Origin of the sequence: Paenibacillus sp. V4I9 (assembly GCF_030817295.1) — a bacterium.
Classification (GTDB): domain Bacteria; phylum Bacillota; class Bacilli; order Paenibacillales; family NBRC-103111; genus Paenibacillus_E.
The window spans coordinates 2,685,109-2,710,282 of the sequence record NZ_JAUSZE010000001.1 but is presented as its reverse complement, the minus strand read 5'-3'; the positions used below and the strand labels follow the sequence as shown (position 1 = coordinate 2,710,282).

Annotated in this window: 32 protein-coding genes and 1 tRNA gene; 16 read left to right on the top strand and 17 right to left on the bottom strand. The window is 43.1% G+C overall.

Features of this window, described 5'->3' with window-relative positions:
• Nucleotides 1-5 precede the first annotated feature (5 nt).
• Entirely contained in the window at nucleotides 6-1,142 is a 1,137-nt protein-coding gene (locus tag QFZ81_RS12380; RefSeq protein WP_307602931.1) for a sensor histidine kinase, read from the top strand.
• A gap of 18 nt (nucleotides 1,143-1,160) precedes the next feature.
• Nucleotides 1,161-1,823 (top strand): response regulator transcription factor, encoded by a 663-nt coding sequence (locus QFZ81_RS12375; RefSeq protein WP_307443941.1) that lies wholly within the window; start codon nucleotides 1,161-1,163, stop codon nucleotides 1,821-1,823.
• Here QFZ81_RS12375 and QFZ81_RS12370 read toward each other — a convergent pair whose 3' ends face one another.
• Nucleotides 1,824-2,669, bottom strand: coding sequence for a stalk domain-containing protein (locus QFZ81_RS12370; RefSeq protein WP_307443942.1), 846 nt, complete (start codon nucleotides 2,667-2,669; stop codon nucleotides 1,824-1,826).
• A gap of 192 nt (nucleotides 2,670-2,861) precedes the next feature.
• On the opposite strand from QFZ81_RS12370, the gene QFZ81_RS12365 reads away from it, so the two are divergent.
• The 5 genes from QFZ81_RS12365 to QFZ81_RS12345 all read left to right on the top strand — a co-directional run bounded on the left by QFZ81_RS12365 (nucleotide 2,862) and on the right by QFZ81_RS12345 (nucleotide 6,980).
• Nucleotides 2,862-3,494: a YktB family protein gene (locus tag QFZ81_RS12365; RefSeq protein WP_307602928.1), complete on the top strand. Its 633-nt coding sequence runs from the start codon at nucleotides 2,862-2,864 to the stop codon at nucleotides 3,492-3,494.
• A gap of 118 nt (nucleotides 3,495-3,612) precedes the next feature.
• On the top strand, nucleotides 3,613-4,305 hold the full coding sequence (locus tag QFZ81_RS12360) for a hypothetical protein (protein ID WP_307602926.1): 693 nt from the start codon (nucleotides 3,613-3,615) through the stop codon (nucleotides 4,303-4,305).
• Between the two features lie 185 nt (nucleotides 4,306-4,490).
• Nucleotides 4,491-5,219, top strand: a complete 729-nt coding sequence (locus QFZ81_RS12355) for an ABC transporter ATP-binding protein (protein WP_307602924.1) — start codon at nucleotides 4,491-4,493, stop codon at nucleotides 5,217-5,219.
• Nucleotides 5,216-6,262 carry an ABC transporter permease gene (locus tag QFZ81_RS12350; RefSeq protein WP_307443951.1) on the top strand — a complete coding sequence of 349 codons (1,047 nt, stop codon included), beginning with the start codon at nucleotides 5,216-5,218 and terminating at the stop codon, nucleotides 6,260-6,262. Before QFZ81_RS12355 ends, QFZ81_RS12350 begins: the two co-directional genes overlap by 4 nt.
• 22 nt (nucleotides 6,263-6,284) lie before the next feature.
• The gene (locus QFZ81_RS12345; protein WP_307602921.1) at nucleotides 6,285-6,980 is read left to right on the top strand and encodes a TetR/AcrR family transcriptional regulator; all 696 of its coding nucleotides are present in this window, start codon (nucleotides 6,285-6,287) and stop codon (nucleotides 6,978-6,980) included.
• 78 nt (nucleotides 6,981-7,058) lie between these two features.
• Here the strand turns inward: QFZ81_RS12345 and QFZ81_RS12340 are convergent, their stop codons facing one another.
• Both QFZ81_RS12340 and QFZ81_RS12335 read right to left on the bottom strand, forming a co-directional pair.
• Nucleotides 7,059-8,231, bottom strand: a complete 1,173-nt coding sequence (locus QFZ81_RS12340) for an MFS transporter (protein WP_171688374.1) — start codon at nucleotides 8,229-8,231, stop codon at nucleotides 7,059-7,061.
• Nucleotides 8,232-8,266: 35 nt separating this feature from the next.
• Nucleotides 8,267-9,526, bottom strand: a complete 1,260-nt coding sequence (locus QFZ81_RS12335; RefSeq protein ID WP_307602919.1) for an MFS transporter — start codon at nucleotides 9,524-9,526, stop codon at nucleotides 8,267-8,269.
• Nucleotides 9,527-9,812: 286 nt separating this feature from the next.
• Between QFZ81_RS12335 and QFZ81_RS12330 the strand changes: the two genes are divergently transcribed.
• Complete coding sequence (locus QFZ81_RS12330) at nucleotides 9,813-11,282, top strand: aminotransferase class I/II-fold pyridoxal phosphate-dependent enzyme (RefSeq protein ID WP_307443959.1); 1,470 nt, start codon at nucleotides 9,813-9,815, stop codon at nucleotides 11,280-11,282.
• Nucleotides 11,283-11,369: 87 nt separating this feature from the next.
• On the top strand, nucleotides 11,370-11,789 hold the full coding sequence (locus QFZ81_RS12325) for a DUF1885 family protein (RefSeq protein ID WP_171688377.1): 420 nt from the start codon (nucleotides 11,370-11,372) through the stop codon (nucleotides 11,787-11,789).
• Between the two features lie 61 nt (nucleotides 11,790-11,850).
• On the opposite strand, the gene QFZ81_RS12320 is transcribed toward QFZ81_RS12325, so the two are convergent.
• The 3 genes from QFZ81_RS12320 to QFZ81_RS12310 all read right to left on the bottom strand — a co-directional run bounded on the left by QFZ81_RS12320 (nucleotide 11,851) and on the right by QFZ81_RS12310 (nucleotide 13,845).
• On the bottom strand, nucleotides 11,851-12,162 hold the full coding sequence (locus tag QFZ81_RS12320; RefSeq protein ID WP_047672482.1) for a DUF1292 domain-containing protein: 312 nt from the start codon (nucleotides 12,160-12,162) through the stop codon (nucleotides 11,851-11,853).
• 91 nt (nucleotides 12,163-12,253) lie between these two features.
• On the bottom strand, nucleotides 12,254-12,871 hold the full coding sequence (locus QFZ81_RS12315; protein WP_307443965.1) for a stalk domain-containing protein: 618 nt from the start codon (nucleotides 12,869-12,871) through the stop codon (nucleotides 12,254-12,256).
• An 80-nt stretch (nucleotides 12,872-12,951) separates the two neighbouring features.
• Nucleotides 12,952-13,845 carry an alpha/beta hydrolase gene (locus QFZ81_RS12310; protein ID WP_307602916.1) on the bottom strand — a complete coding sequence of 298 codons (894 nt, stop codon included), beginning with the start codon at nucleotides 13,843-13,845 and terminating at the stop codon, nucleotides 12,952-12,954.
• Between the two features lie 96 nt (nucleotides 13,846-13,941).
• On the opposite strand from QFZ81_RS12310, the gene QFZ81_RS12305 reads away from it, so the two are divergent.
• Complete coding sequence (locus tag QFZ81_RS12305; protein ID WP_307602915.1) at nucleotides 13,942-14,694, top strand: MBL fold metallo-hydrolase; 753 nt, start codon at nucleotides 13,942-13,944, stop codon at nucleotides 14,692-14,694.
• Nucleotides 14,695-14,888: 194 nt separating this feature from the next.
• Nucleotides 14,889-16,508: an ATP-binding protein gene (locus QFZ81_RS12300; RefSeq protein WP_307602913.1), complete on the top strand. Its 1,620-nt coding sequence runs from the start codon at nucleotides 14,889-14,891 to the stop codon at nucleotides 16,506-16,508.
• Here the strand turns inward: QFZ81_RS12300 and QFZ81_RS12295 are convergent.
• Together QFZ81_RS12295 and QFZ81_RS12290 are read right to left on the bottom strand one after the other, a co-directional pair.
• The gene (locus QFZ81_RS12295) at nucleotides 16,505-16,942 is read right to left on the bottom strand and encodes a GNAT family N-acetyltransferase (RefSeq protein WP_307443976.1); all 438 of its coding nucleotides are present in this window, start codon (nucleotides 16,940-16,942) and stop codon (nucleotides 16,505-16,507) included. The two genes, QFZ81_RS12300 and QFZ81_RS12295, sit on opposite strands and share 4 nt — an antisense overlap.
• A gap of 76 nt (nucleotides 16,943-17,018) precedes the next feature.
• Nucleotides 17,019-17,480, bottom strand: a complete 462-nt coding sequence (locus QFZ81_RS12290; protein ID WP_307443978.1) for a divergent PAP2 family protein — start codon at nucleotides 17,478-17,480, stop codon at nucleotides 17,019-17,021.
• 171 nt (nucleotides 17,481-17,651) lie between these two features.
• On the opposite strand from QFZ81_RS12290, the gene QFZ81_RS12285 reads away from it, so the two are divergent.
• Nucleotides 17,652-18,083 carry a CBS domain-containing protein gene (locus QFZ81_RS12285; protein WP_307443980.1) on the top strand — a complete coding sequence of 144 codons (432 nt, stop codon included), beginning with the start codon at nucleotides 17,652-17,654 and terminating at the stop codon, nucleotides 18,081-18,083.
• Here the strand turns inward: QFZ81_RS12285 and QFZ81_RS12280 are convergent.
• From QFZ81_RS12280 to QFZ81_RS12245, 8 genes are all read right to left on the bottom strand, one after another.
• Nucleotides 18,052-19,263, bottom strand: coding sequence for an ArnT family glycosyltransferase (locus QFZ81_RS12280; protein ID WP_307602911.1), 1,212 nt, complete (start codon nucleotides 19,261-19,263; stop codon nucleotides 18,052-18,054). The two genes, QFZ81_RS12285 and QFZ81_RS12280, sit on opposite strands and share 32 nt — an antisense overlap.
• Before the next feature lie 28 nt (nucleotides 19,264-19,291).
• The gene (locus QFZ81_RS12275; RefSeq protein ID WP_307443986.1) at nucleotides 19,292-19,648 is read right to left on the bottom strand and encodes an EamA family transporter; all 357 of its coding nucleotides are present in this window, start codon (nucleotides 19,646-19,648) and stop codon (nucleotides 19,292-19,294) included.
• Nucleotides 19,645-19,989 (bottom strand): DUF2304 domain-containing protein, encoded by a 345-nt coding sequence (locus tag QFZ81_RS12270; RefSeq protein ID WP_307443988.1) that lies wholly within the window; start codon nucleotides 19,987-19,989, stop codon nucleotides 19,645-19,647. The genes QFZ81_RS12275 and QFZ81_RS12270 overlap by 4 nt, the downstream gene beginning before the upstream one ends.
• Nucleotides 19,990-19,995: 6 nt before the next feature.
• Complete coding sequence (locus QFZ81_RS12265; protein ID WP_307443991.1) at nucleotides 19,996-20,694, bottom strand: glycosyltransferase family 2 protein; 699 nt, start codon at nucleotides 20,692-20,694, stop codon at nucleotides 19,996-19,998.
• 379 nt (nucleotides 20,695-21,073) lie between these two features.
• Nucleotides 21,074-21,271 carry a hypothetical protein gene (locus QFZ81_RS12260; protein ID WP_307443993.1) on the bottom strand — a complete coding sequence of 66 codons (198 nt, stop codon included), beginning with the start codon at nucleotides 21,269-21,271 and terminating at the stop codon, nucleotides 21,074-21,076.
• Nucleotides 21,272-21,486: 215 nt separating this feature from the next.
• On the bottom strand, nucleotides 21,487-21,948 hold the full coding sequence (locus tag QFZ81_RS12255) for a hypothetical protein (RefSeq protein ID WP_307602909.1): 462 nt from the start codon (nucleotides 21,946-21,948) through the stop codon (nucleotides 21,487-21,489).
• A 21-nt stretch (nucleotides 21,949-21,969) separates the two neighbouring features.
• Nucleotides 21,970-22,521: a superoxide dismutase family protein gene (locus QFZ81_RS12250; protein ID WP_307602907.1), complete on the bottom strand. Its 552-nt coding sequence runs from the start codon at nucleotides 22,519-22,521 to the stop codon at nucleotides 21,970-21,972.
• 166 nt (nucleotides 22,522-22,687) lie between these two features.
• Entirely contained in the window at nucleotides 22,688-23,014 is a 327-nt protein-coding gene (locus QFZ81_RS12245) for a hypothetical protein (RefSeq protein WP_047672455.1), read from the bottom strand.
• Nucleotides 23,015-23,325: 311 nt separating this feature from the next.
• Between QFZ81_RS12245 and QFZ81_RS12240 the strand changes: the two genes are divergently transcribed.
• The 3 genes from QFZ81_RS12240 to QFZ81_RS12230 all read left to right on the top strand — a co-directional run bounded on the left by QFZ81_RS12240 (nucleotide 23,326) and on the right by QFZ81_RS12230 (nucleotide 24,334).
• Nucleotides 23,326-23,481 carry a hypothetical protein gene (locus QFZ81_RS12240; RefSeq protein WP_307602905.1) on the top strand — a complete coding sequence of 52 codons (156 nt, stop codon included), beginning with the start codon at nucleotides 23,326-23,328 and terminating at the stop codon, nucleotides 23,479-23,481.
• 156 nt (nucleotides 23,482-23,637) lie between these two features.
• Nucleotides 23,638-23,847 (top strand): alpha/beta-type small acid-soluble spore protein, encoded by a 210-nt coding sequence (locus QFZ81_RS12235; RefSeq protein ID WP_029196083.1) that lies wholly within the window; start codon nucleotides 23,638-23,640, stop codon nucleotides 23,845-23,847.
• 196 nt (nucleotides 23,848-24,043) lie between these two features.
• The gene (locus QFZ81_RS12230) at nucleotides 24,044-24,334 is read left to right on the top strand and encodes a hypothetical protein (RefSeq protein ID WP_171648541.1); all 291 of its coding nucleotides are present in this window, start codon (nucleotides 24,044-24,046) and stop codon (nucleotides 24,332-24,334) included.
• 105 nt (nucleotides 24,335-24,439) lie between these two features.
• Here QFZ81_RS12230 and QFZ81_RS12225 read toward each other — a convergent pair whose 3' ends face one another.
• Nucleotides 24,440-24,634, bottom strand: coding sequence for a hypothetical protein (locus tag QFZ81_RS12225; protein WP_029196081.1), 195 nt, complete (start codon nucleotides 24,632-24,634; stop codon nucleotides 24,440-24,442).
• A gap of 362 nt (nucleotides 24,635-24,996) precedes the next feature.
• On the opposite strand from QFZ81_RS12225, the gene QFZ81_RS12220 reads away from it, so the two are divergent.
• Nucleotides 24,997-25,069, top strand: a tRNA-Val gene (locus tag QFZ81_RS12220).
• Nucleotides 25,070-25,174 lie beyond the last annotated feature (105 nt).

Sequence of the window (25,174 nt, the reverse complement as noted above, 5' to 3'; positions counted from 1 at the left end):
ATCGATTGACACAATTACGCTCGTTAACCCGTTATTTACTCATTCTCATTCCAGCGATTGCCTCGATGTATCTCGAAAGCTATTCATCCAATGGCATGTATGTTTTCCTCATTCTCTTATTCATTTGGATCGCAGAACTGCGCAGAACGATATTCTCGAAATCAGCATGGATGCTTTTACTCGAAATTGGATTTAGCGGATGGATGAGCTATCACTATGACGGCATTTTGTTCATCACCTTTTACTCCACGCTCTTATCTTATGTAACCACCGTAAATAGTCATATCCGTTACTATTACGTGAGTATTCAGTTGATTCTGTTGAACATATCCTTACATAGTCAGCCAAACAGCTATTACCTCATTGCCAATCTGATCTTCTTCTCTCTGACGCTGCTCCTGCTGCAGATGCTTCAGACTGAGCAAAACAAACAGGAAGTTGAGCTGCTCTATGACAGGCTTCGGAGGCAGCATTACGAACTGGACGAAGCTCGCATTCAGTTAATGGATTACGCCCGGAAAGTCGAAAACATCGCACAAACGGACGAACGCAATCGGATTTCCCGAGATATTCATGATGAATTGGGACATAAGCTGATCCGACTGAAAATGATGATGGAAGCATCCTTGCAGATCCTTCCTACTCAACAGAAGAAAGGCGTAGACATGTTAATGTCGGTCCGTGACCAGTTAACAGAAAGCATGGAACTGCTGCGTTCAACCGTACGTAGACTGAAACCAGATGAAGAAACGGTGCAAACCTACTCACTGGGGAGGCTCATTGAAGGACTGACAGCAGATAAAGGGATATCCATTGAGGTTGAGATGCAGGGGATGCCCTACATGCTGTATCCGAGTCTAGAGTTCATTCTATACCGTAATGTCCAAGAAGCCATCACGAATGCCATTCGTCACGGGTCCGCAACCCAAGTTCTTATTCAGTTAACGTATGAATCCAAACAGCTTACAATGTGTATTTCGAATAACGGTAAACTGCCTACAGAGCGCAGTGTGAACGGACTAGGAATGTCTGGGATGGAAGAACGAAGTAAGCTCATTGGCGGTCAACTTATTGTATCGCTCGAGGATCGATTTACAGTGACGACTGTCTTGCCCACTTTTCGCCAATTTGAATCTACCTAAGAAAGGGTTGAACGCAGCATGATTCATGTACTCATTACAGACGATGATCCATTCATCCGCGAAAGCTTACAATTAATCATTGGACTTGATGAAAATATTAAGGTCGTTGGCACGTGTACGCATGGAGACGAAGCTCTTGCTTTTATCCAGAACGGCGTCCAGGTTGACGTTGTCCTGATGGATATTCGGATGCCAATCTGTGACGGTGTACAAGGCACTTTGAAGATTAAGCAAGCTTATCCGGATATTGCTGTGCTTATTCTGACCACATTCGACGATGATGAATTTATCGTTCAAGCCTTGCGAAACGGAGCCAGCGGTTATCTGCTCAAAAATATTTCGCCAGATCGGATTATCCAAGGAATCAAAACGGTAGAACAAGGCAATCTACTGATTCATGCAGATATTGCCAAGAAATTGACAACCTTCATCAACCCTGGTTCTCCTTCGAACGTACCTGCACCCAAACCACTTAGTGGATATGGCTTAACAGCAAGTGAACAAGCTGTCGTAGCGAAAATCGCTGAAGGTCTATCCAATAAAGAAATCGCCCAGGAGCTATTCCTGAGCGAAGGTACTGTTAAGAATTATATTACGGAAATTCTCAGCAAGCTGAACCTCCGAGATCGCACGCAAATTGCTATTTTCTATTTAAAAAGGCAATCAGGTTCCGATAGTTAATTATTTAACTCTCGTCACTTGGATGTCCTCTTTGGAGGAGCTTCCAACCACATAATCAGGCTTATTATTATTGCCATTTATTTGCGTCAGTTTGAGGGTTGTGCGATAGAAATGCCCATTTTCCGTAAGTAAGTAGCTGTATGTATTCTCTTCAGGCATCGCATCAATGATAATCGGATTCGTCATGTAAGGTACTTTATTGATCTCATAGTATCGGAAACCTTCCACATACGCTCTGATTGTCTTGAGCTTAACCGGATCCTGCTCTCCTGTAATGACGATGGGTTCATTAATGAGATAGGAAATTTGCGGCGTTTCTTTCCAGCTCTTTTTCAATTCTTCTTCGCTGACATAGATATCCTCTGAATACTTCTCCTTCGCTTTCCGCAATCCGCTGGTAGAAACACCCATTCGGTCCAAATCTTTCAATCGGTAATACGTCTGATCCGTCATATTAACGAGAACCGGATAAGTCGCCCCTAAGTAGTCCAAATATTGTGGATACGGGTACTGCAGCACAATTTCTGTATAATTCGTTTCGTTGCCTTCCGCAGGCTGCTGAGGATTAACACGGGAATTCAGATAGATTGTTTTCGTACTATCCTTCCAATTCACAACCGCTCCCAGGTAAGTTCCTAGCTCCTTCACAGGCAAATAACTGGAATTATTATAAATTAAAGGCGGATTCGTCAGCTTCACTTCTTGCCCGTTCACCACGACTTTAAAATCATTTCTTAAGTAAGCATCAACGCGCTGCAGCACATCCTGTGCGTAAACACCTGCTGTGAAACAAGTTCCCATTAAAGTGCCAAGTACCGCAATTTTGGACCATTTTGACATCCTCATAAGTATAAATTCTCCTGTCTTCCTAATGGATAGTTACCACATATTTCGGCATGGTTCCACTTTTTTCCTGCTTTTCTGCCATAAAATCGGTCCAATGGCCTACTTCCTTTCTACGAAACTCGTAATCATTGCGGGAATACGCGAATTGCTTTAGAATAATTGAAAACGTAATTGAAAAGAGGAATTAAACAGATGAGTTTCACTGGATTTGCACAGCATGATTTCGATACCTTTGCTGTAGAGGGTCTTGATGGACGTATGGAAGCCATTCGAGAGCGCATTCAGCCTAAATTCAAAGCATTAGGTGATTCTTTGGCCCAGGATTTGTCCGTCCTTTCCGGTACAGAAATGTTCCTACATATCGCTAAACACTTAAGACGCAAAGTGAATCCCCCAGTTGATACATGGTTGGCAATTTGTCCAAACAAACGAGGGTATAAACAGGTACCTCATTTCCAGGTTGGTCTATTTGATGATCGTGTATTTATTTGGTTAGCACTTATCTATGAGCTTCCGAATAAAAGTAACATTGCGACTACCTACATGAAAGAAATCGACCGTTTGCAGAAGGAGATTCCATCCGATTTCGTTCTTTCCTTCGACCATATGAAAAAAGACGTTACCTCTCTTGCCGATTTAGACCGCAGCGGCTGGAACGACGCACTCATTCGTTTCCGCGATGTTAAAAAAGCGGAGCTGTTAATCGGCCGCAACCTCAGTTTCAAGGATCCAGTGCTAGTGAAACCAGCTGAACTTGAATTGCTTATTAAACAAACCTTTGAGAAGCTTATTCCCCTTTACCAGATGGCTGTGAACGCAAAATAAATCGGATTTATGGAAATTTTTATGTGGGACTAAGGTTCCTTTAAAGTAAAATTAACCCCTCCTGCACAGACTAAGCGCTGTAGTCCTAATCCAACAGGAAAGGAGGGATCCAACAAGTATGAACCCTACGTATATGAAAAAGCTAATGGTGAGCTCAATTGCTCTCACAATCGCTCTTGGCTGCAGTGCTCTTCCCTCCCTAACGGCTGCGGCTCAATCTCCTTCCGAAGATCAGGAGCAAACGATTCGTTTGCATCAGACCGACGAGAAGGAACAAGGCGGTCATCGCCGAAAATGGCCGATTGTCGATGAGTCTGCTACTGTCATCGGCATTGACAAAGAAGCGCTCGTTAAAGCACTGAAGAGCGGCAAAAGCATCGTTGAAGCAGCCGCTGACAAAGGCATCAATGAAGCCGACTTGACGGCCAAACTGCAGCAGCTTCGAACAGGTAAAATTGAAGCGGCTGTCAAAGACGGCAAGCTGACAGCAGATCAAGGCGAACACATGAAGATGAAGCTCAGTGAGCATTTGAAGTTCATCCTCAACGAGAAAAACTTGTTAGATGGTCATGATGGCCGAGGGAAGTGGCATAAGTTTGGACTGAAGCCGGATACAGAGAAGCTCGCTAAGACTCTCGGTCTGAGCACGGACGAACTTCACGCCCAGCTCCGCTCCGGTAAATCGCTGGCTGAGATTGCCCAGTCTAAGGGCATTTCGAAGGACAAGCTTGTGGCGTCCATAAAGGACCAATTAACCCCATCTATTGAGAAATGGGTTGACCGAAAAAAAGACGCGAAAGTCAAAGACTGATAGATGTAAGTGATAGCAAAAAGGCATTCCTCTGGGATGCCTTTTTGCTGTTTTAATTTATAAATCCATTTCAAAATAAATATTAAAAATGAGTGATTACTCACTTCTCAATTTTAATAAGATCGCGTATGATAAGTACATCAATACAAATGAGTGATTACTCACTCTGAAAGAGGTGCAAATCTATGACAACGGACATATCTATTCAAGTGCATAGTGTCAGCAAGCAATTTGACGAAAAGGTTGTTCTGAATGGCATTACTCTGGCTGTACCTAAAGCCCATATTTTCGGATTGCTCGGCCCTTCCGGATCAGGGAAAACAACGCTTGTACGTATGATTGCTGGCATTGATGTACCCACTTCTGGTACCGTTCATGTGCTTGGGCAGCAGATGCCCCAGTTAACGATGCTATCGCAAATCGGTTACATGGCGCAATCGGATGCCCTTTATGCAGAACTAACCGCTCAGGAGAATTTGGAGTTTTTCGCTTCTTTGTATGGGTTAACGGGTACAAAGCGCAATCAGCGCATCCATGACGTCATGGAGCTTGTTGATCTAGGCTCTCATTTGAAGAAGCAGATTTCCAACTATTCTGGAGGAATGAAGCGCCGCTTATCGCTCGCTATCTCTTTGCTGCATGAGCCAGGCATTCTAATTCTTGATGAGCCTACAGTGGGAATTGATCCCTTCTTGCGGAAATCAATTTGGCAAGAGTTGACGCATCTCAGTAAGCAGGGTACAACGATTCTCGTGACTACTCACGTGATGGATGAAGCTGACAAATGTCATCAGCTTGGGATGATCCGTGACGGCAGACTCACGGCTGTAGGAACACCGGATGAGTTGAAACAGGAAACTTCCTCCGCAACGATTGAAGAGGCATTCTTATATTATGGAGGTGTCAAGCAATGAGAATTCGTGCGATTGTGATCCGTATTTTACGCCAGTTCTTTCACGACAAACGAACTTTAATGATGATGCTTGTAGCTCCAATGTTAATTCTTTTTATGATGTCATTAGTGTTTAACGGCAACACCTATGTCCCTAAACTAGGCGCTGTCAATATCCCCGCTCCGCTCATTCAAAAACTGCAGGATCAAAATGCTGAAGTAATTGTCTACACGGCAGATGATGCCCAAACTGAGCTAGAAGCTGTACATTTAGATGCCGTCATTGCGATGAATGGGACAGCGCCGCAAGTGACTCTGGAAGGAAGTGACCCCAGTAAAAATAGAGCTGTGCTGTTCTTGCTGCAAAAAGCATTGCAAAGCGTCGTTCCAGCGAACCCCAACGTTAACTCAATCTCCAATTTACAAGCGCCAATCATCACCTACTTGCATGGCTCTGCCGATATGGCGGCTTTTGACAATTTCGGTCCTGTTCTCATCGGGTTTTTCGTCTTTTTCTTCGTCTTCCTGCTATCTGGCGTTTCCTTCTTGAGGGAACGAACCGGCGGAACCTTAGAACGACTGCTGGCTACACCGCTTCGTCGTTGGGAAATCGTTGTCGGCTATATTCTAGGCTTTGGTATATTTACAACACTCCAAGCAACGCTCATTGCATGGTTCGCCACTAGTGTGCTGGGTCTAATGATGGTCGGCTCTTTCTGGTATGTTTTGCTGATTACGGTCCTGCTGGCACTGGCTGCCCTATCACTAGGAACGCTGATTTCAGCTTTCGCAAACAATGAATTCCAGATGATTCAGTTCATTCCGCTTATTATCGTACCCCAAGTGTTCTTCTCAGGCTTATTCAGTCTCGATACGATGTCTGTATACCTTCGCTGGATCGGTGTCATTATGCCGCTTAAATACGGAGCTGATGCCCTACGGAATATTATGATCCGCGGTGCTGGTTGGGATCGCATTTGGTTGGACGTTCTCGTGTTAGCAGCATTCACGACTTGCTTCATGATCTTAAACATAGTGGCACTCAAGAAGCACCGTAAGATATAATGTTAGGATGTCCTATGTTACAATGCCAGTTTTGCTAAATGAAGAGGTGAATACATTGTCCCAAATCGAGCCATGGTTAACTGAACTTCTGCGTCTAAATGACGAAGAAGAGAAGATGACCGATAAACAGATAAAGATTGTTCAAGCGGCCGTTGAGATTTTCTCTGAGAAAGGGTTTGCAGGCTCCTCGACCAGTGAAATTGCCCAAAAAGCTGGCGTAGCGGAAGGCACCATTTTCCGTCACTATAAAACGAAAAAAGAACTGCTGCTCTCGATCGTTGCCCCCATCATGACGAAGCTCATTGCACCGTTTGCAGTGAAAGACTTTACCAATGTGTTGGAAGCTGATTATCCCGATGTTGAACAATTCTTACGCGCTATCACGGTGAACCGATTAGAATTCGCCCGCAAAAATTTTCCTGTTATTAAAATTTTCATGCATGAAATCCCTTTCCATACAGAGCTGCGTGAACAATTTAAAGAAACAGTTGCCGTATTAGTGCTGGAAAAAGCTTATAAAGCCATTCGTCATTTTCAGGCTGAGGGTCAATTAATCGAACTTCCCGAAGCAACTAGTATGCGGTTGATTGCCTCTACGATTATTGGCTTCCTGATTGCTCGATTTTTGTTAATGCCGGATTCGGAATGGGATGAACCCCAAGAAATCGAGCACACGATTAACTTCATCATGCACGGCTTATCGCCTCGCAAGCCATAGCTAGGCGTTACACAGAAAAAAGCTGCACAGCAGTCTTCCCCTATTCGGGAAAATAGTGTACAGCTTTTTTTGCATTTGTCAGGCGGTTTGCTGCTGCGCGCGCGTCTGACGATCTACAAGTACGAAGCGCTGCAGCAGCAGGATCGCTGCTAAGCAGAGTACGCCGCCGATAATGAACGGCAGCGAATGCGCGATAGCGAATACCGCTCCTCCAAGGAGCGGGCCCGCAATGCGGCCTAGACTGTCCATAGAGGAGCTGAGGCCCGTCGCAACGCCCTGACCGACTTTCGTGCGCTGTGTAATCAGCGACGTCACACACGGGCGTATGAGGGCGTTACCTGCGCCGAAGACCGAGAGATAAATTGCAGCGGTCACCACGCTGCTAGAGTACAGCAGCAGGAAGAACCCTGCTGCCGATAGCAATAACCCAATGCCGATCACACGCTGCTCGGCTCCCTGTTTGACCAAGCGGCGTACAACGCCGCCTTGGATTAAGGCGCCAACAATACCGCTGGCTAAGAACATCATGCCGATATCGAATGGCGTTGCGCCAATCTTGTCCATTTGGTAATACTGCAGTGTCGCTTCCAACCCTGCCAATGTGAAAGATACGAAGAATGATAACACATAGAGATACTTCGATGCCCCAGCGAAAGCTGTCCATCTAGATGGAGCTTTCTCCTTCACGGAGGTGCGTTTGTCAACTGACAGCGATTCTTTAAGTATAGCAAATGCAAAAACAAAGGAGGCTAGTGCGAGTCCAGATGCTACAAAGAATGGAAGGTAGGTCCCCCATCGACTTAAAATCCCGCCGATAGCTGGACCGAAGATAAAGCCTAACCCAATCGACATCCCCACCATACCCATGCCTTTTGTCCGATTCTCAGCAGTTGTAATATCAGCTACATAAGCCACTGCGCAAGCCGTTGCTGCTCCTGAGAATAATCCGCCGAGAATGCGGGATACGTACATGATCCACAGATTACCGTCAGCGAATCCAAATATCAAAAAGCTAACACTAAACCCAAGAAGACCAATTAAAATAATCGGTCTGCGTCCTATGCGATCCGATAGTCCTCCCCAAATGGGGGACATGAGAAAAGAGGCTGCGGAATAAACCGACAATAGCAGCGCGTTATGATATTCAGCGCCTGCACCTTTAACAACTTCCGGCAGTACAGGAATGATGATCCCGAAACCTACGAATATAGTCATCAATAACAGCATGATGATTCCGATCTGTTTATTCATGATGCTTATAATCCTCCAAACGAAACATTTTTCCCTTATCGTACCATACCTTTTTTGGGGATGGAAATGAACATTTGGAGAACAAGCAGCAGTATTAGAACAAGGCCACTCATCAAGAATGGTGCATGATAGCCATACACATCCCAAATCTTACCGGAAACGATCGGCCCAATGATCATCCCCAGTCCTTCAATCGTTAGGAAGAAGCCCCACACTGCGCCTCGTTTCTCCGGTGGAATGGCTGAAGCAATAAGCGCATTCCAAGAAGGAATAATGAAGGCATAGCCCGCCCCAAGCACTGCAACCAAAGCATAAAGCATCATCATTGACTTCGCGAAGGTAAACAGCAGGAGTGCAGAAGCGCTTAGCATAAATCCTGGTACCAAAAATGGGCGAATGCCTAGACGATCAACCAATTTCCCCATCGGAACTAAGAAAATGACAGTTACAGCTCCGCCCGCAATTAGAAACATGCTGTACTGAAAAGATGTAAGCATCAATACCTCTTTGGCATAGAGTGTGAGAATGGGTGTCAGTATACCAAGAGCGAACGTTTGCAGGAACATCGCGGGGAATAACAGCGGGCTAACAGACATAGAGCGCTGTACTTCACTTAAATATGTTGTTATCCGATTCCAGAGTGGCGCAGCAGCATGGTTAGAAACCAACGCTTTCTCTACCCTGCCCTCTCCATCCGTTCTTACCACGCCATTCTTTCTTGGAAGCATGAGCGCAACGATAACGACAACCGTCATACAACCGATCAATAATCGAAATGCGGTGTTGTAGTTATTTTCGCCAACGAAAAAGTTAATAGCTACCGGTCCCAGTCCAACGCCTGAGAGCCAAGCCATATAGACAACGCTCATGATCGTGGCTTTACCATCATCGCCGGCCACTTCCGTCGTTCCTGTGATCACACAGGGCCATAATGGCGCCGTACCAAAGCCAAGAAGCGCACATCCAACGATCATCCATATATACTGGGAAGTCGTTGCAATTAGAATGACCGAAACAAATGTCAGGAGCACACCGGTAAGCATGGTTGTTCGGTAACCCAACTTGTCAATAATCCAGCCAACGGGTGTACGAAGCACATTATCACCAATATATTGAGCAGCTAGCGTCCAGCCGATAATAAATGCGGAAGCACCTAATGTCGTTTTCATATAAACGGGTAAAATCGTTAAAAGTAAAGCTCCCTTCACAAATTCGACGACAAACATAATAATTAACAATTCGATCACAAATGGGGAAAACAAGCGATTATTCCGCCATTTTTGTATCCAAACCATATGATTTCTCCTTATTTTGGCGTATTTTAACAAGTTGCTGTTAGTTTTACCTGAACTAGCACAAACTATTTTGAGAAAACCTTTATCGAGGTAATTCAAAGATGAGCGACCGCGTTTATAATGTAGGTTTTATCGCCAATAAGAAAGTAGGTTTTCGGAACCGAAAACCTACTTTTTCTTATGTGGACAAAAAATTAGCTTGCATGAAATCTCTATTTTGATATACTCATTTTGTTTGTTGCATTGTTCGACAAGCAATCCACTATAGAAGGGAAGCGATAATCAGGTGGATCATACCCGTACCCCCCTGTTCACTGCACTGCTCACACATGCTGAGAAAAATCCAATTCAATTCCATATTCCAGGCCATAAAAAAGGAGTCGGCATGGACCCGGAGTTTCGTTCCTTTATTGGGGACAACGCGCTGTCTATCGACCTCATCAATATAGCACCGCTGGATGACCTTCATCAACCAATGGGCGTGATTGAAGAAGCCCAGAAGCTTGCTGCAGACGCCTATGGAGCGGATCACACGTTCTTCTCCGTCCAAGGGACAAGCGGCGCCATTATGACCATGATTATGACCGTTTGTTCGGAAGGCGATAAAATTATCGTTCCGCGGAATGTACATAAATCCGTCTTGGCCGCGATTATTTTCGTAGGCGCTAAGCCCGTGTTCATCCAACCTGCCCGCGATAAAAACTTAGGTATTGATCACGGAATTCCGACACGTTCTGTTCGCCGCGCACTGGAAAAGCATCCAGATGCCAAAGCTGTTCTAGTCATCAATCCAACCTACTATGGTGTATGTACCGATCTTAAAGAGATTGTTGACCTTGTTCATAGCTATAACATGCCTGTCCTTGTGGATGAAGCACATGGCGTGCTCATTCATTTCCATGACAAATTGCCAATGTCTGCGATGGAAGCCGGAGCCGATATGGCCGCGACCAGCGTGCATAAGCTAGGTGGTTCCATGACACAAAGTTCAGTACTCAACGTGAAAGGGAATCGTGTTAATCCAAAGCGAATCCAGACCATTATTTCGATGCTTACAACAACTTCAACTTCCTATATATTGTTAGCCTCATTAGATACTGCACGCAGACATTTGGCGTTAAATGGCTATGCAATGGCCGAGCGCACGATAGAACTTGCACAGTACACAAGAAAACAGATCAACGAAATCAGCAACCTCTACTGCTTCGGGGAAGAGATTCTGGGTGAAGAAGCGACTTACAACTATGATCCGACGAAAATATGCGTTCACGTACGCAAGCTTGGCATCACTGGCTTTGAAGTTGAGAACTGGCTGCGCGATCATTACAATATTGAAGTCGAAATGAGCGACATGTACAACATACTGTGTCTTATAACGCCGGGTGATACCCAAGAAAATGTAGATACCTTACTGGAAGCCTTACGCGAGCTCTCTCATATGAATGATGATGTTGTTGAGGTGAAGGAAGTCGTCATCAAAGTTCCTGCGATTCCACAATTAACCTTAACACCACGGGACGCCTTCTATGGCGAAACCGAAATACTCCCATTCAAAGACGCTGCTGACCGCATTATTGCTGAATTTATTTATGTGTATCCGCCCGGAATTCCCATTTTGCTTCCAGGTGAAGTGATAACCCAAGAGCTTATTGATTACATTGTGGAGCATGTGGAAGTTGGGTTGCCTGTAAAAGGACCTGAGGACCGCAGTGTTCAAAATGTGAAGGTTATCGTAGAAACACAAGCGATTTTCTAGTATCCTCCTAGAGGTGTGTATATATTGTAAAACCGTTTACATGATGCTATGATGTTGGTGATGTTTAGCGAATGAGGTGAACAAGGAATGGCTCAAAGCGCTTATATTAAATTCGTAACAGGATCCACAGTTGCCGCACTCACCTTAGATGAACTAAAGGAAAGGCTGCTGCATTACCGTGATCAGCTCAGTCAGACAGCCAAGCAGCTTGGCTGGGAGTATGATGAGGCCGGATTCCCTTATACCATTGAGACGAAGCCGGAAGGCGAAGGCAAATGGTTCTACCTGAAAGGTATCAATCCTTTATACAAATATATTGTGATTGGTGTTGGGAATGAGCAGATCCAAGAGAAAGAGCAGCATTATGTGCAAGTCGTGTTGCCCGACGACGCCACGCATGGCGACAAAAGCAAGGGCAATGAATTCTGCAAATACCTTAGTAAACTGCTGAAAGCTGAACTTCATCTATTTAACGGCAGAATCATGTATTTCAATCCTAGAAAATGAATGTATGCAAACAGAAACCCCCTAACAGATTATTCTGCTAGGGGGTTCTTATGTATAGCTCTTATTCTTCGCCTTCTTGAGCTACGATCTCATTGTAAATAGTCACTACACGTTCCCACTCTTCTTCATCTTCAATGTTGACAAGGAAGGCATCGTCGTCCTCTTCTTCAACACGGAAAATAACACCGTCAGCTTCAGGATCGTTGCGATCGAGCAAAACAGCATAAGCCTGCTCTTGAGATTGGAAGGTGTAAACCATCACCATCTCATGCTCTTCACCGTTCTCGTCCGTTACGATAAAAACATCTTCCCCTTGCTCGTGATCGTGGTCACAGTCCGGGCCGTGTACATGATCATGCTTATCATCGCTCACAGGCAGAACCTCATTTCGTCGAATAATTAGTTACCTAATTATCCTAACATTTTCATAATAAGAGGTCAAACCACTTTCGAGTTTGCTTTTCCTACTCGGATTGAATCTGCTTCTCTGATACGACTGAGTAGTCGTTAGAACCATCTTGCTTCATAGCAAATTTAACGACGTACGTACCCGCCTCATTAAAAGAAACGCCATACAAAGGTACTTTCAGCCAAAACGATTCTTTGGATTCTGAGATTGATTTCACAACCGGTGTAATCACGCTCTTCCCACTTGGTGATACAACAGAAACCCGTACAGAATTAATGCTTGTCTTCAAATTATCAACTTGAGCAAAAACGATAAAATCTGCTTCTTTGCCGCGCTCTACAACACCAAAAGGAACGATGGCGGAGTCTTTACGCACCTCAGTCGTAAAGAACATGTGTACATTTGGTTTGTATAAGTAGGCAGTCTTGTTCGAGTTATCCCATTTCACCAATGCTTGAAGCGCATCACTTACTGCGCGCAGCGGCAGAACGGTTTTACCATCAACAATAAGAGGCGGAACATCTGTATCCCCGAATTCCACTGTCTCTTCATTAACGATTAATCGGGCAATATTATTACCTTTAAAATCCCCCCATATCGATGAAGCCACCACTGCAGCCGTACTTAGAACAAAAAACATCAGCATCAACGCTAATATCCGTTGAACTTTCATTCGCGTAACCTCCAGCTCTTGTTAGTAATCTTTGTGTCTGCATCTTTATACTCCAATGATTAAGAAGAGTTGCGATGATTTTATAATTTTGATAAAAAAGCTAGAACACGTTGTGTATAGGCTTCCGGTTGCATGTGATAGGAGCCGACATGCCCCGCTTTTTGTGTGACCCAAAGTTCAAATGTATCCGGATGACGGCTCCACATTCCTTCACTGTTGGACCAAGGAATAGCCTCATCATCTCGACTATGAATAAAAAGAATCGGCCTAGGATAAATGTGATCTACCGCGGCAAGTGCATCAACCCGATGAGGGTTGATACCAATTAATCTAGGTAAAATAAGTAGAATTAGAGGTGTAAAAGGAAACCGAGGGAGCCTAGACCATACAGGCAGATTGTCCTTCAAATAAGGACTAAGCTGACTAAAAGCGCTATCTGTTATGACCCCTAATACAGCTCTTTCTTCGGCTGCTGCTAAGATGGAAGTACTTCCTCCCATTGAAAAGCCAATCAAGCAGATTTGACTTGGTTCGCGCTCCTGAACCCAGTCGATAGCACCGAGTACATCTTGCTTTTCCAAAAAGCCAACCGTCGTTATTTTCCCCTCCGATCTCCCCGAGTTTCGAAAATCAAACATAAGCACATGATATCCTGCTTCGACAATGGATGTAGCCAAGGCCAACGCCGGAAGCCCTTTTTCCAGACGTGTTCCTGCATAACCATGAGACATAATAACGGTCATTGGAATAGCATCAGTTGGCGTATAAGGAGACTTCATGAACCATCCATCTAATTGAACATCTCTTGATCGGCTTGGGAAACTAATATTCTCCATGTGCAACCCATAGTCGTCGGGCGATACATCAACCGGCTTACGTTGCGGATGTGTGAGCTGCCAACCTACATAGACCGATATACCTATTAGAGCTAGAAAGACAAGTACGATCAAAATACTACTAATCATCCAAATCATGAAGTAATCAACACCTTTTAATTAATGGTTGAAATTCCGCAACCTCCCATGCTACATTAGAAAAGATGGTTTTTGTCGAACAATGGAGGCTGCTGAATGAGTTTGCAAATTCAAATGTTGGGAACCGGCAGTGCGTTTGCCAAAACATTTTACAATACAAGCGCATTAATCCGTTCTAATGAACTGAACGTCCTAATCGACTGCGGGGCAACAACGCCTAGATCGCTACATGACATCGGTGTACATCCTGACCAAATTGATGGTATCATCATTTCGCACATTCATGCCGATCATGTGGGCGGATTAGAAGAAATTGCCTTTCGATTGTTATACCAATATAAGAGTAAGAAAACCAAACTTTTCCTAACAGAATCGCTAGCAGGAGTCCTTTGGGAAAACACGCTAAAAGGCGGCATGTATAATCCCACAGACGGCTTCAGCAGACTAGAGGATTATTTCGAAGTCATCCATATCGAAGAAAATGTACCTGCTAACATCCTACCTGGGCTAACCATTGAATTTATTTCCACACTTCACATACCTCATAAGCTTAACTACTCACTTTTTATCAATGGCCGAACGTTCTATAGTGCTGATACCCAATTTAATAAGGAACTTCTCGTTCAAGAAATTGTTAACAAAAGAAACTGTCATACCATTTTACACGATTGCCAACTAAGCGGGAACGGTTTTATTCATGCTACATTGGAAGAACTGCTTACCTTGCCTGACTATGTACAGGAGCGAATCTATCTGATGCATTATGACGATGATATGATGAATTTTGTTGGGAAAACAGGGAGGATGACTTTCATCCATCAGCATGAAGTGATTGAAATTCCAGAATAATTTTTTTGCGATCAAAACCTAGGGATGAATTGTCCTTAAGGTTTTTTTTGAGAAGAAGCGAGATTTCAATTTTGTTTACTATTGTTAGAAGGGATTTAGTTCATAGACAGAGAACATGTCACAAGGTGTAAGAAACCTCTATGGGAGGCCATTCAAAGATGAGCGACCGCGTTTAGTTACATTCAGGAGATGATATGGTGGTTATCAATTGGATTTTTTATGTCTATGCTCTTGTTTTTTGTCTATACACAACTATTTTGCATACTGCACTTAACATACCCTTACTTGTTGTAGGATTGCTCCTTTACATCATCAGTCTTAGGTTTCAAATGCAGCATGCGACATTCCCTTGGCTTCGCTTACTTTTCATTGGATTTTTACATTACATCGGACATTCGAATCTATGTCTTCCCTTGTACATACTAACACTTTCCTTCGATATTTATAAAGAAGAAAGCCGCAAAAAATCTTGGTTGTTAGCTGCGTCCTATGCACTCATTTATATTTGCAACGTTTATCTCATTATTGGTTTTTCCAGTAAGAACATACTATGGATTCATGCTCTTAATTGTATACTTGATTTTACTGCGGTAGCCTTATTCACACGAGCAGCTTATTCTACCATTAGACAAGCAGATTCATTAAGAAATGAACGATATTTATATGCGCAAAAGGATTCGCTAACTGGATTATATAATTACGAAGAGTCACATCGCAGATTGGAACAATACATACAGCAAAAGCAAAGTCTAGTCCTTATCCTTATTGATTGTACGGATCTGAAGGCAATGAATACGACTCGCGGGTTTCAAGCGGGGAATTTCATTTTGAAGCAAATGGCAGACCTCCTGCAAATCTTGTTTAAAGACTCCCTCTTTATAGCAAGATACGGTGGTGATGAGTTCGCTGTCGTCATGCCGCTTCATCCAGATCATGATTCAACCACTTCTTTCAAGCTAAAGCTTGATTCTGAACTCCCTAAATTGACTGGCATTCAAATCACGTATGGGATTGCAAGTTATCCGTTAGAGGGTTTGACGAAGGATGATCTCATTTTATTAGCCGAGCATAACTTATTCATGAAGAAACGCGAATCATGGTTAAAGCGCGAAGAGCATATGCTCAGATCGGAAAAACTGAGAGTCGTCGGTGAACTTGCTTCCGGGATGGCTCATGAAATTCGAAATCCGTTGACAACGATAAAGGGATTTTTGCAAATCTCCAAGGCAAATGGTTACAATATTGAAAATTGGTATGCGATGATCATGGATGAAATTGATCGGATGAGTGAATTAACAGCTGAATTCCTCCAATTCTCAAAGCCCCATCGCATTGATTTCCAGGTCGATTCACTCCATGAGTGTGTACTCAAGGTTATTGCCTTGATGGAATCAGAAGCTACTCGTTTCGGCCACGAAATTCATTATCAAGAATGGATGGATCCGATCCTCGTATGGATGGACCAAGATAAAATGATACAGTTATTGCTAAACATTATTAAAAATGCCTGCGAAGCCATGGAAGAAAATGGCATAATCGACATGAAATTAAGCCGCGATCCGAAGAACGCGACGTTAATTATTGCAGATAACGGCCCAGGTATTCCAAGTGAACGGTTGGAGAAAATCTTCCATCCCTTCTTCACGACAAAAACAACCGGTACCGGACTTGGATTATCTATTTGCTATAAAATCGTTCAAGATCACCAAGGGACCTTGGAAGTTGAGAGCGAACTAGGAAAAGGCACTCGGTTTATCATAACCTTCCCATTAGTTGACGAAAATTCACAGAATGAAAAAACCGCTATTCTTTAAAGCGGTTTTTTCATTCTGACATGTAAGATGCCGGCATCGTAAAAAGGTTCAACCGAGATGACTTTATAGCCAAGTTGGCTATAAAAGCCCTCTGCTTGACATTGTGCGTCGAGGATCGCATTTGTACAATGCTTTTCGCGAGCTTGCTGTTCCATGGCAAGAATCATCTGTTTACCTAGGGATTGACCTCTGTATTCTTTCAAAACCGCTACCCGCTGCAGTTTAGCCGTCTGAGGTTGATATTCATACCAACGAGCTGCTGCAACAGGTTGATCTCCATCTAACATAAGAAAATGATGGCACGCTTCAGGTGATTCATCCTTTTCATCGATTTCCTCGTGCTCAGGTACTTGCTGTTCTTCAACGAACACTTTGTACCGTACTCCAAAACAGGCTTGTAATTGATCTTTCGTTGTGACTCGAATGATTTCCATGTGAACTTCTTCCTTTCTAAGAACATTTCTTGATCTTATCCCATTCAAGAAAAGTTGTCCACATGTACCGTTCATACTATTTCTTGTTTTCCAGCATATAACTAAAAGCACCTATGGCAATACCTAGAAGCGCTCCCCCTACGACTTCTCTAGGTAAATGACCTAATCGTTCCTTTAAAGCTTTTCGTCTTCGTGCATGGTACAAACCTGGATGCTGTTTAGCCAATCTCTCGACTTGCTCATCGAGGTCATTCACTTCAACCGCAATCTCGCCAGCAGCCCGCCGGATCCCCATCGCATCATACATGACGACCGCTCCGAAAACGGAACTCACGGCAAAATCGATCGCAGAAAGACCTCTTCTCATCGCTATATAGGTTGCAAGCGCAGATACCCCCGAGGAGTGTGAGCTTGGCATCCCTCCTGTTTGGGTCAGCTGCGACCAATCCCACTTTCCAGTTTTCAAATAGAAAAGTGGCAATTTCATTACTTGAGCAGTACCAATTCCAATCACTGCTGTTGTCAATGCTCGATTCATTACTTTCACCTCACTTCTAGCATCCATCACAGGTTTAGATTCTATTCGAAAAGTTTGATACAATAGAAATGTTGACCCTGCATGACAAGCAAATAAAGTTTTCCAACGAAAAACTCAGCCTATGCTTACGAAGAAAGTTTTCCTACGGAAAACTCTAAGGAGTGTTAATTAATGAATATTGCTTTTTTCCTTTTACCTAAATCCGAAGTTATAACAACGACAATGCAAGCAACGCTTCGTCAAACATTAGAACGTATGGAATATCACCGTTATACGGCTGTGCCTATTCTTTCCGATGATGGTCATTATGTAGGTACGGTTACCGAGGGAGATTTATTGTGGTTTCTTAAAAATTCAGACGGAATTGGCTTCGAAAATGCTCACCGCCATGTGCTGGCCGAGGTTCCTCTGCGTGTACAAAATAAACCGGTTCATATTCATGCCGAAATGGTCGATCTTATCGATTTGGCCAAAGTGCAAAACTTCGTTCCGATTGTAGATGATTCCGATAAATTCATCGGGATCGTTCGTAGAAGCGAGATTATCGAATACTGCGCGAAGCAGCTCGTGTTTAAATCCCCCTCCGCTGCAGGAGAGAGGTAGTCCAAGCGCTATGAAGTAAGTAAATGACTTGTGTAATCAAATAAGCGCTGCCCAGCATCAGAAATGGAAGCATACCATACACATAGCGATCCACCGGAATAAACACCATATGGACAACTAAGAACAAGAGAAATGCCATTGTCAAATATTGAATCGAAGGCTTGCGAAAGCTGAAAATGATCATCGCTATGCTACCTGCAGCAATTAAGAAAGTATGCAACTGTGTTAATGCATTCGCATACCACGCCGGTACGGAAAAAGGATAAGGTCCCACCCACATCGTTTTAAATAATACAAGCAATTTTCCTATTGTCATCCATTTCATCCATAACAACGGTTCCTCAACCAAACCTTCTTTTATTCGTCTCACACCTTCAGCGAACTGATTATCTGTATCGATATGGTCCCAATCGATTGTTCCTTGGAAGTACGGGTCCGTTCCTCCAAGGAACGGATTGCCCGCTTCCCCTTTGGCGATAAAAATAAAAGAATGAAAAGTCATCCAATTCCGAATCCACCAAGGCATCATGATACAGGCAAAAGACGCAGCTGCAAGCAATCCATAGGCTGCGTCTATTTTCTTCGTTCTCACCCAAAGAAATATATAGGGAACAACAGCTAGGGGAAGTACATTCGGACGAATGAGGACGCAAACCCCAAGTAGAGCCCCCATCCAGAGATGATCCCGCCATTTGTTATCTTGTATGATGCGCACCTGCATGTAAAGTAGACCCGTAAAAACAGTCAAAAACGGAACCTCCGTCAAGATGAGTGAAGTTGACCAGACGTAGGAAGGATATACCGCGGCAAAAGTACCGGCGATTAGCCCTGTTATGGGGTTAAACAACCTTTTTCCAATTAGAAATATGAATAGAATCGCTCCTAGTGAAATAAAGCAGTTCATGATACGAACGACCATTAATGCCGGCTCCAGTTGTTCATGGCCTGTAAGGCTAAATACAGCCGCTAAGAGCAGCGGAAATCCGGGTGTCACGAGTGAGTTAGACACGGTATCGCGATAGGCAAATATGCCTTTTTCGAGCAATTGAATTGCTGTCTTCGTGTACTCTAATTGATCCCACTCTAGTGGTGGGTATTCAGCTTCAAGCACATAGTGTAAGCGTATATACAAAGCTGCAGCCATGAGCACCAGCAAGCCAAGCCAAACTCCGCGTTTCATAAGACCCTACTCTCCTTAATGGACGAACCTATCTAGCTAACAGGAAGGCGCCTCCAACTAAGAAGAGCAGCCCTAACCATTGCGATGATGTAAACGTTTCCTTTAATACCAACCAACCGAACAACGCGCCTAGTACATACGCAATCGATTGGAGCGGGTAAACACGACTTAGATCAAATCGGCTAAGAGCATAGAACCATATCAACGTAGAAATGCCATAAAGTAAGCATCCCACGAGTATATAAGGCTGCATCAGTACGGTTCCTAAATTATCTATCCCTGTTAATGGCGTTCGATTGAGCGCTATTTTCCATACAATTTGACCACACACCAGTAAGCATACATTTAGGAGTACTATGAGAATCGGAGCCGTCATCAGGATCATTCAGACCCCTTTCCTCGTAATTGTTCCTGCAGCAGCGCAACTTCCTGAATCAATCGGGTTAATTTGCGATGAAGCTTAGAAATAACTAGTGTCAAATGCATGATAAATACAAGTGAGAATAACAATCCCACCAGAAAAAGCAACGAAGGCGCGTAGTAGATATGCATTCTGTGCGATACCAGATCCAATAAGCTTGGAAATACACTAAACAATGCCATGATAAATCCTAGTACTAGCCAGAGAATGGCGTACTGCTCCTGTAGTTTTTGCCTACGAATAAGCTCTACGGAAATGAAAATAAACACCAAACAAAAAGAGATTGCCCAAACATACACATCCACGAATCATCAACTCACATTACGAATTCTTGTCATACATACCGCTAGAGATACTTTAACCATATAGTAAAGCGATTTCACAGGGGTAATGGACGATTGCCCCGCTTTCCTCGCATGCATTAAAACAGATACTTCTTTCACTCTGAATTGCTGCCTTTCCAGTAAAACTACAGCCTCTACCTCCGGATAATCCTCCGGGTAATAGCTGGCAAAAAGCTCTATTATGGGACGGTTCACCGCTCTAAAGCCCGATGTAGGGTCAGTGAAGGTCTTACCAATCATCCAACTAATCATCCAGGTAAAAAAGAGAATGCCTAATCTTCGGTTCCAAGCTGAACGATAAGCGGTCATCTCCAGAAATCGAGAACCGATGCAGCAATCAACATGCCCAGTCAAAATTGGCTCCATAATTTGAGTCAGCGCTTTTGGATCATGTTGACCATCTGCGTCGATCTGAATAGCGATATCATAGCCATTCCTTGCTGCGTACATGTATCCCGTTTGCATAGCGCCTCCGATGCCTAAATTAACAGGTAAATCGATTACAGCCACACGCTGTAACGCACGGGCAACCGCTGAGGTACGATCCGTTGAACCATCATTGACGATGACAATATCCATTTCAGGCTGCTCCCGTTTTATGGAAACCACCACGCTTGCTAGCGTTTTTTCTTCGTTATAAGCCGGAATGATGGCAAGTGTCTTCATTAGGTCATTCCTTCCCTCGCTAAGATCATCCATTCTTAACCATTTCTATTCCCAAGCATACCCGCTTCTCCATCTGGTTAAACCAAATGGCAAGAACGCTAATGGATAGGGCCCGACTTAAAGAGACAAACTAAGAGGAAAACTTTGCTTGGAAAGGAAGGATATTCTTATCTCACAAGCCAGAACAAACAGTGGCTTTCGTTTCGGAATATTTATTCGATTTTTACCACAAAAAAAAAGAATGGGGTTTGGATCCTATCCTCCCCATCATCGAAGTATCTATTATACGATCAACACTTCCTTCATTTTCGATTAAGAAAAAGCCAAACTCCATTTGGACTCTGACGAAACACGACTATATAATGTGATGAAAGTAGAGTTAGAGCTTCATGTGAATATTCAAGTTAAACTTGATGGCGTGGGGGTCATTAAGTAATTGGGAAGTTTCTATCCTTGGGTCGATAGCGTATGTACGTTCAACTTCATTTTGCTGATTTTGTTTATCTTGAAGTTCTTGCCATTGATTTGGCTGAATTCCAAGCTGACTCATGACGTGATTAATATCGATTTCTCTCACGATTCCAACACCCCATCCACGGTTTTTCTCTTTCTTTTTGTCTACACTTTACTTTATCGGTCATTCTGCCATCTGTAAATATGGACATATTGTCGAATCGCCTAAAAAATCAATAAACCTTTTATTAAGTTCAATTAATGAATTAAGTTGAAATTCGACAAAAAAGACAAAAGAGCTGTTTCGCGGCTCTTTTGTCTTTTCATGGACATTTTCAACTATTGTACTTGCCCATTCGACGACGCTCTAGATGAAACAAATTCGCTCGCCCAATCTACCATACCATTCATTAATGTCAGTATAAGATTAACCGCATCTTTCTCTGTTAATGTACCATTGGACTGACTGCTTACATATTGGGACGTTTTTTGTTCTAATTTTTCAACGAGATCCTTAATTTTCAATAAATCATTGGCTAAGTCCGTTACTTGTTGACTGTTCGCGTCACCTTGACCAGCCTTTTTATTTTGATTTTGATCTTGACCCTGTGCCTGTTGATTAGAGTCAGAGGTTTGCTGGTCACTGCTGCTATTATTAAATTGTTGCTGCCCTTGGCTTCCTTGTGTGCTTTGTGAGCTGTTAATCAACATCTTCTTTACTTGCTCTAGCTCGATGAGCACCATATCATTTTGTTTGGTTAGTTCATCCATTTGCAGCTTGAGATCCTGTGTTTTAATCATGTTGTCAGACAGCTCCTTCCATTATTTCACAGCACCGCATGCAATTCGTTTCCCCGAATTACCGGATGGATCCGTCTTCAGATCATCTTCTTTCTCATGGATGACCAGACTAGTCCCCCCTTGCTTCAACAATGAATTAGGCTTGTCTTGAAGCAGCACTGCAGACTTTGTAATGGCATTGAACTTCCCATTTCCCTGTGCATCCACAACCAAATTAGGGAGATCCCCTACATGGAAACCTTTAGGATTGTGAAAACCATGTTCCTTCTTAAATGGATTGAAGTGGGCTCCTGCCGATTCAAAGCTAGGGGCTTCACAGATTGCTTTTTCGTGAAAGTGTAAGCCATGATTTCCTGGTGTCAGTCCGCTAACTTGGAGATCAATTTGAACGCCATCCTGAACAGATGTTAAATGGGCAGTCCCTATGGGTTGGCCGCTCGAACCGATTAATGAAACTTGCAGCTCTGATGGTGGTGATGCGGCTTCTGTCGCTACAGTGCTCTTCACAATTTGACAAGCGGTAAGTACAAGCAACCCCAGACTGGCAGTCATGATGATCTTAATTGATTTCATACAATATTATCCTCCCGAAAACTTGGCTTTTACATAATCTACCCTTAGGATGCACAACTGCATTACACTGTAACCGCATTAAAAGAACAAATTTTTCATAATTAGCGTTATATAGCAAAAAGCCCGCAATCTCTCGATTGCAGACTTAATTCGTTTCATTATCTCCTTATAGAATCGTCATGAGTTTCGCAATGATCTGTAGATTCTCTAGCTTCCTTTTGTAGAAATGGAACTCAACCTTCGTATGCTCGACGGCGTCTTCCATCCTTAAAACTTGCTGCTGTAAATCTTTGGTGTATGGCCACATCTCCGCTTGCCGGTGAAGCTCGTTTTTCCCCGTAACCATTCCGTCCCCAATTACTTCACATTCTTTGGCTAGAAGCTGATGCTTTGCCCAGGCTAATTCCGATACCGCATCCACATAGATGGCTTCTGCTTGTTTAAGTAATTCCGGTACAAGCTGTAACTCCAAAATAACATCCGACCGATTCATTCGGATTCCTCCTAAGAGTTTTCGTAAGAAAACTAACTTCGTAAGCATAAGCTCAGCTTAACAAATCATGAACTTTTGCTGCTTCGCCTCATGTATATTCATATAAAAAATAAAACATGCTTAATCGTGCTATCTGGTGAAAACAAAGCATTTTCTCACAGGAAACGACTTATATTGCTATAGGAATTCAACAAGGAATGACAAACTGATTAAGGTTATATTAAATCTATCAAATCCCCCATTCTCCTACTTGTTTAGCCTGCTAGAAGGAGCTAAGATGATACTATACGTATCAGAGGAGGTGACCAAAAATGAGCCAAGAGGAAGAAGTTATATCCCAAAATGAAGAAGAAATCGCCCCAGAGTCCACCGAAGAAGTGGTGAACGAAGAGGCGTCTGAAGAAGTTGCAGAAGCTACCCAAGAAGCTGCTGCTGCGGAAGAAAGCACGGAATCCGAAGAGGAATAATCATTTTTATTATATATTCCCCCCAGCCTTCTGGTTGGGGGTTTATTGGTGTTTGGAAGACAGTAAAAAAGTTGTTAAATTTTTTTTATTTGCATGTATAAATAAACTGAACATTCAAATAATACTGGTGTACCAAAAAAAAGGAGATGATTATGAATGGCTAGAAACAACACTTTAGTCGTACAACAAGCAAAGGCAGCATTGGATCAACTGAAGTATGAAGTCGCTCAGGAAATTGGTGTCCCTCTCTCCCCTACTGGTTACAACGGTAATTTGGCAACACGTGATGCTGGTGCAATTGGTGGCAACATCACGAAGCGATTAGTGCAAATAGCTGAGCAACAACTTTCCAGCTTCAAACGCTAATCCTTTGATGTAGGAGCAAGCAAAAAAGACTGATTCACTCGATCCTCCTTAGAGTGAAAATCAGTCTTTTCTTTTTTCCCTTCGAAATAATCATGTATTCCTTCAATTTCCTCACCAGTTTCCACGGAAGTATTCTATTCTGAAAATAGTTCTAGTATGATTATGTTGTCCGTTATCCGATAAAGGAGTGTTTACCATGACTGAACAATATGAAATATTCCGTGATCCCTATCGCATGCTAATTCTTTTGGCCACATTAGTTAGTGAGCAAAAAGGCGAAAAAGCTCTCCAATTTGACAATGTACCTTATTTCGAGAATGATACATTTCTCATCCAGAACGAAAAGTTTGTATACAAAAAAATCCCCACCGAAATCACTTGGTTTCAATTCCTAGGAAGAGACATTGCCTGCAATAAAGACTATACCCGCGAAGAATATAACAAAATGTTCGTTGATTGCCTTGCTTCTCTATACAACATCACCTAATACATACACGGAGGCTGTAAAGTGCAGCCTCTTTCTAATGCAAAGAGAACAAAAAAACGCCATCTATCGGAATCATCCGACTAGAATAGCGTTCACGTTGAACCATTATTTCTTTTTCACTTCTTCTACAAACACGTCGCTTGCGTCACGATTACTCCCAAGCTCGAGGATCGTATATTTCTTCTCGCCAATCATGATGACATCTTCGACTTCTGGAAGTGGATCCCCTAAATATACGGTGCCTAAATATACATTACTGCTCTTCAAACGTAAATTCCATCGATGCTGTTGTTTCGTCATTTCCTTGTTCCTCCCAAGATCTACTGTCATCAAGTTACCATAAATCAAGCCAAGATGAAAGCCCCACTATCAAACAAGCTCCTAAGTATGGTACAGTAGTATTAAGATTGTCCGGAAAGGTTGAACACTACTATGACAGCACAAGGTGTCTCAAAGGAAGAACTTTCTATCCTGCTCCCAAAAAATAACGAGACATTTCACGGTTCACTGGCGAACATATCCTACATTCCCAGGTCCAAAAAGAAACGAGCGACGTATCCGTTTTTCCAAAAGCTGTTCCGTTATTGGCGTAAATAAGAATGATAACCATGTGTTGACAATCACATAAATCCTTGGTATATTACTAATTGTCTTCAAAAAACGACTTGTTAGCTCAGCTGGGAGAGCACTATCTTGACAGGGTAGGGGTCAGTGGTTCGAGCCCACTACAGGTCATCAATTTTTCAAACGAAAAAAAGCCCAAGTTGGGCTTTTTTCTATTTTATTATTTTTCGCCCTAGGACACAAAGGGTAATTATTTACCAAGGTAATTCTATCATT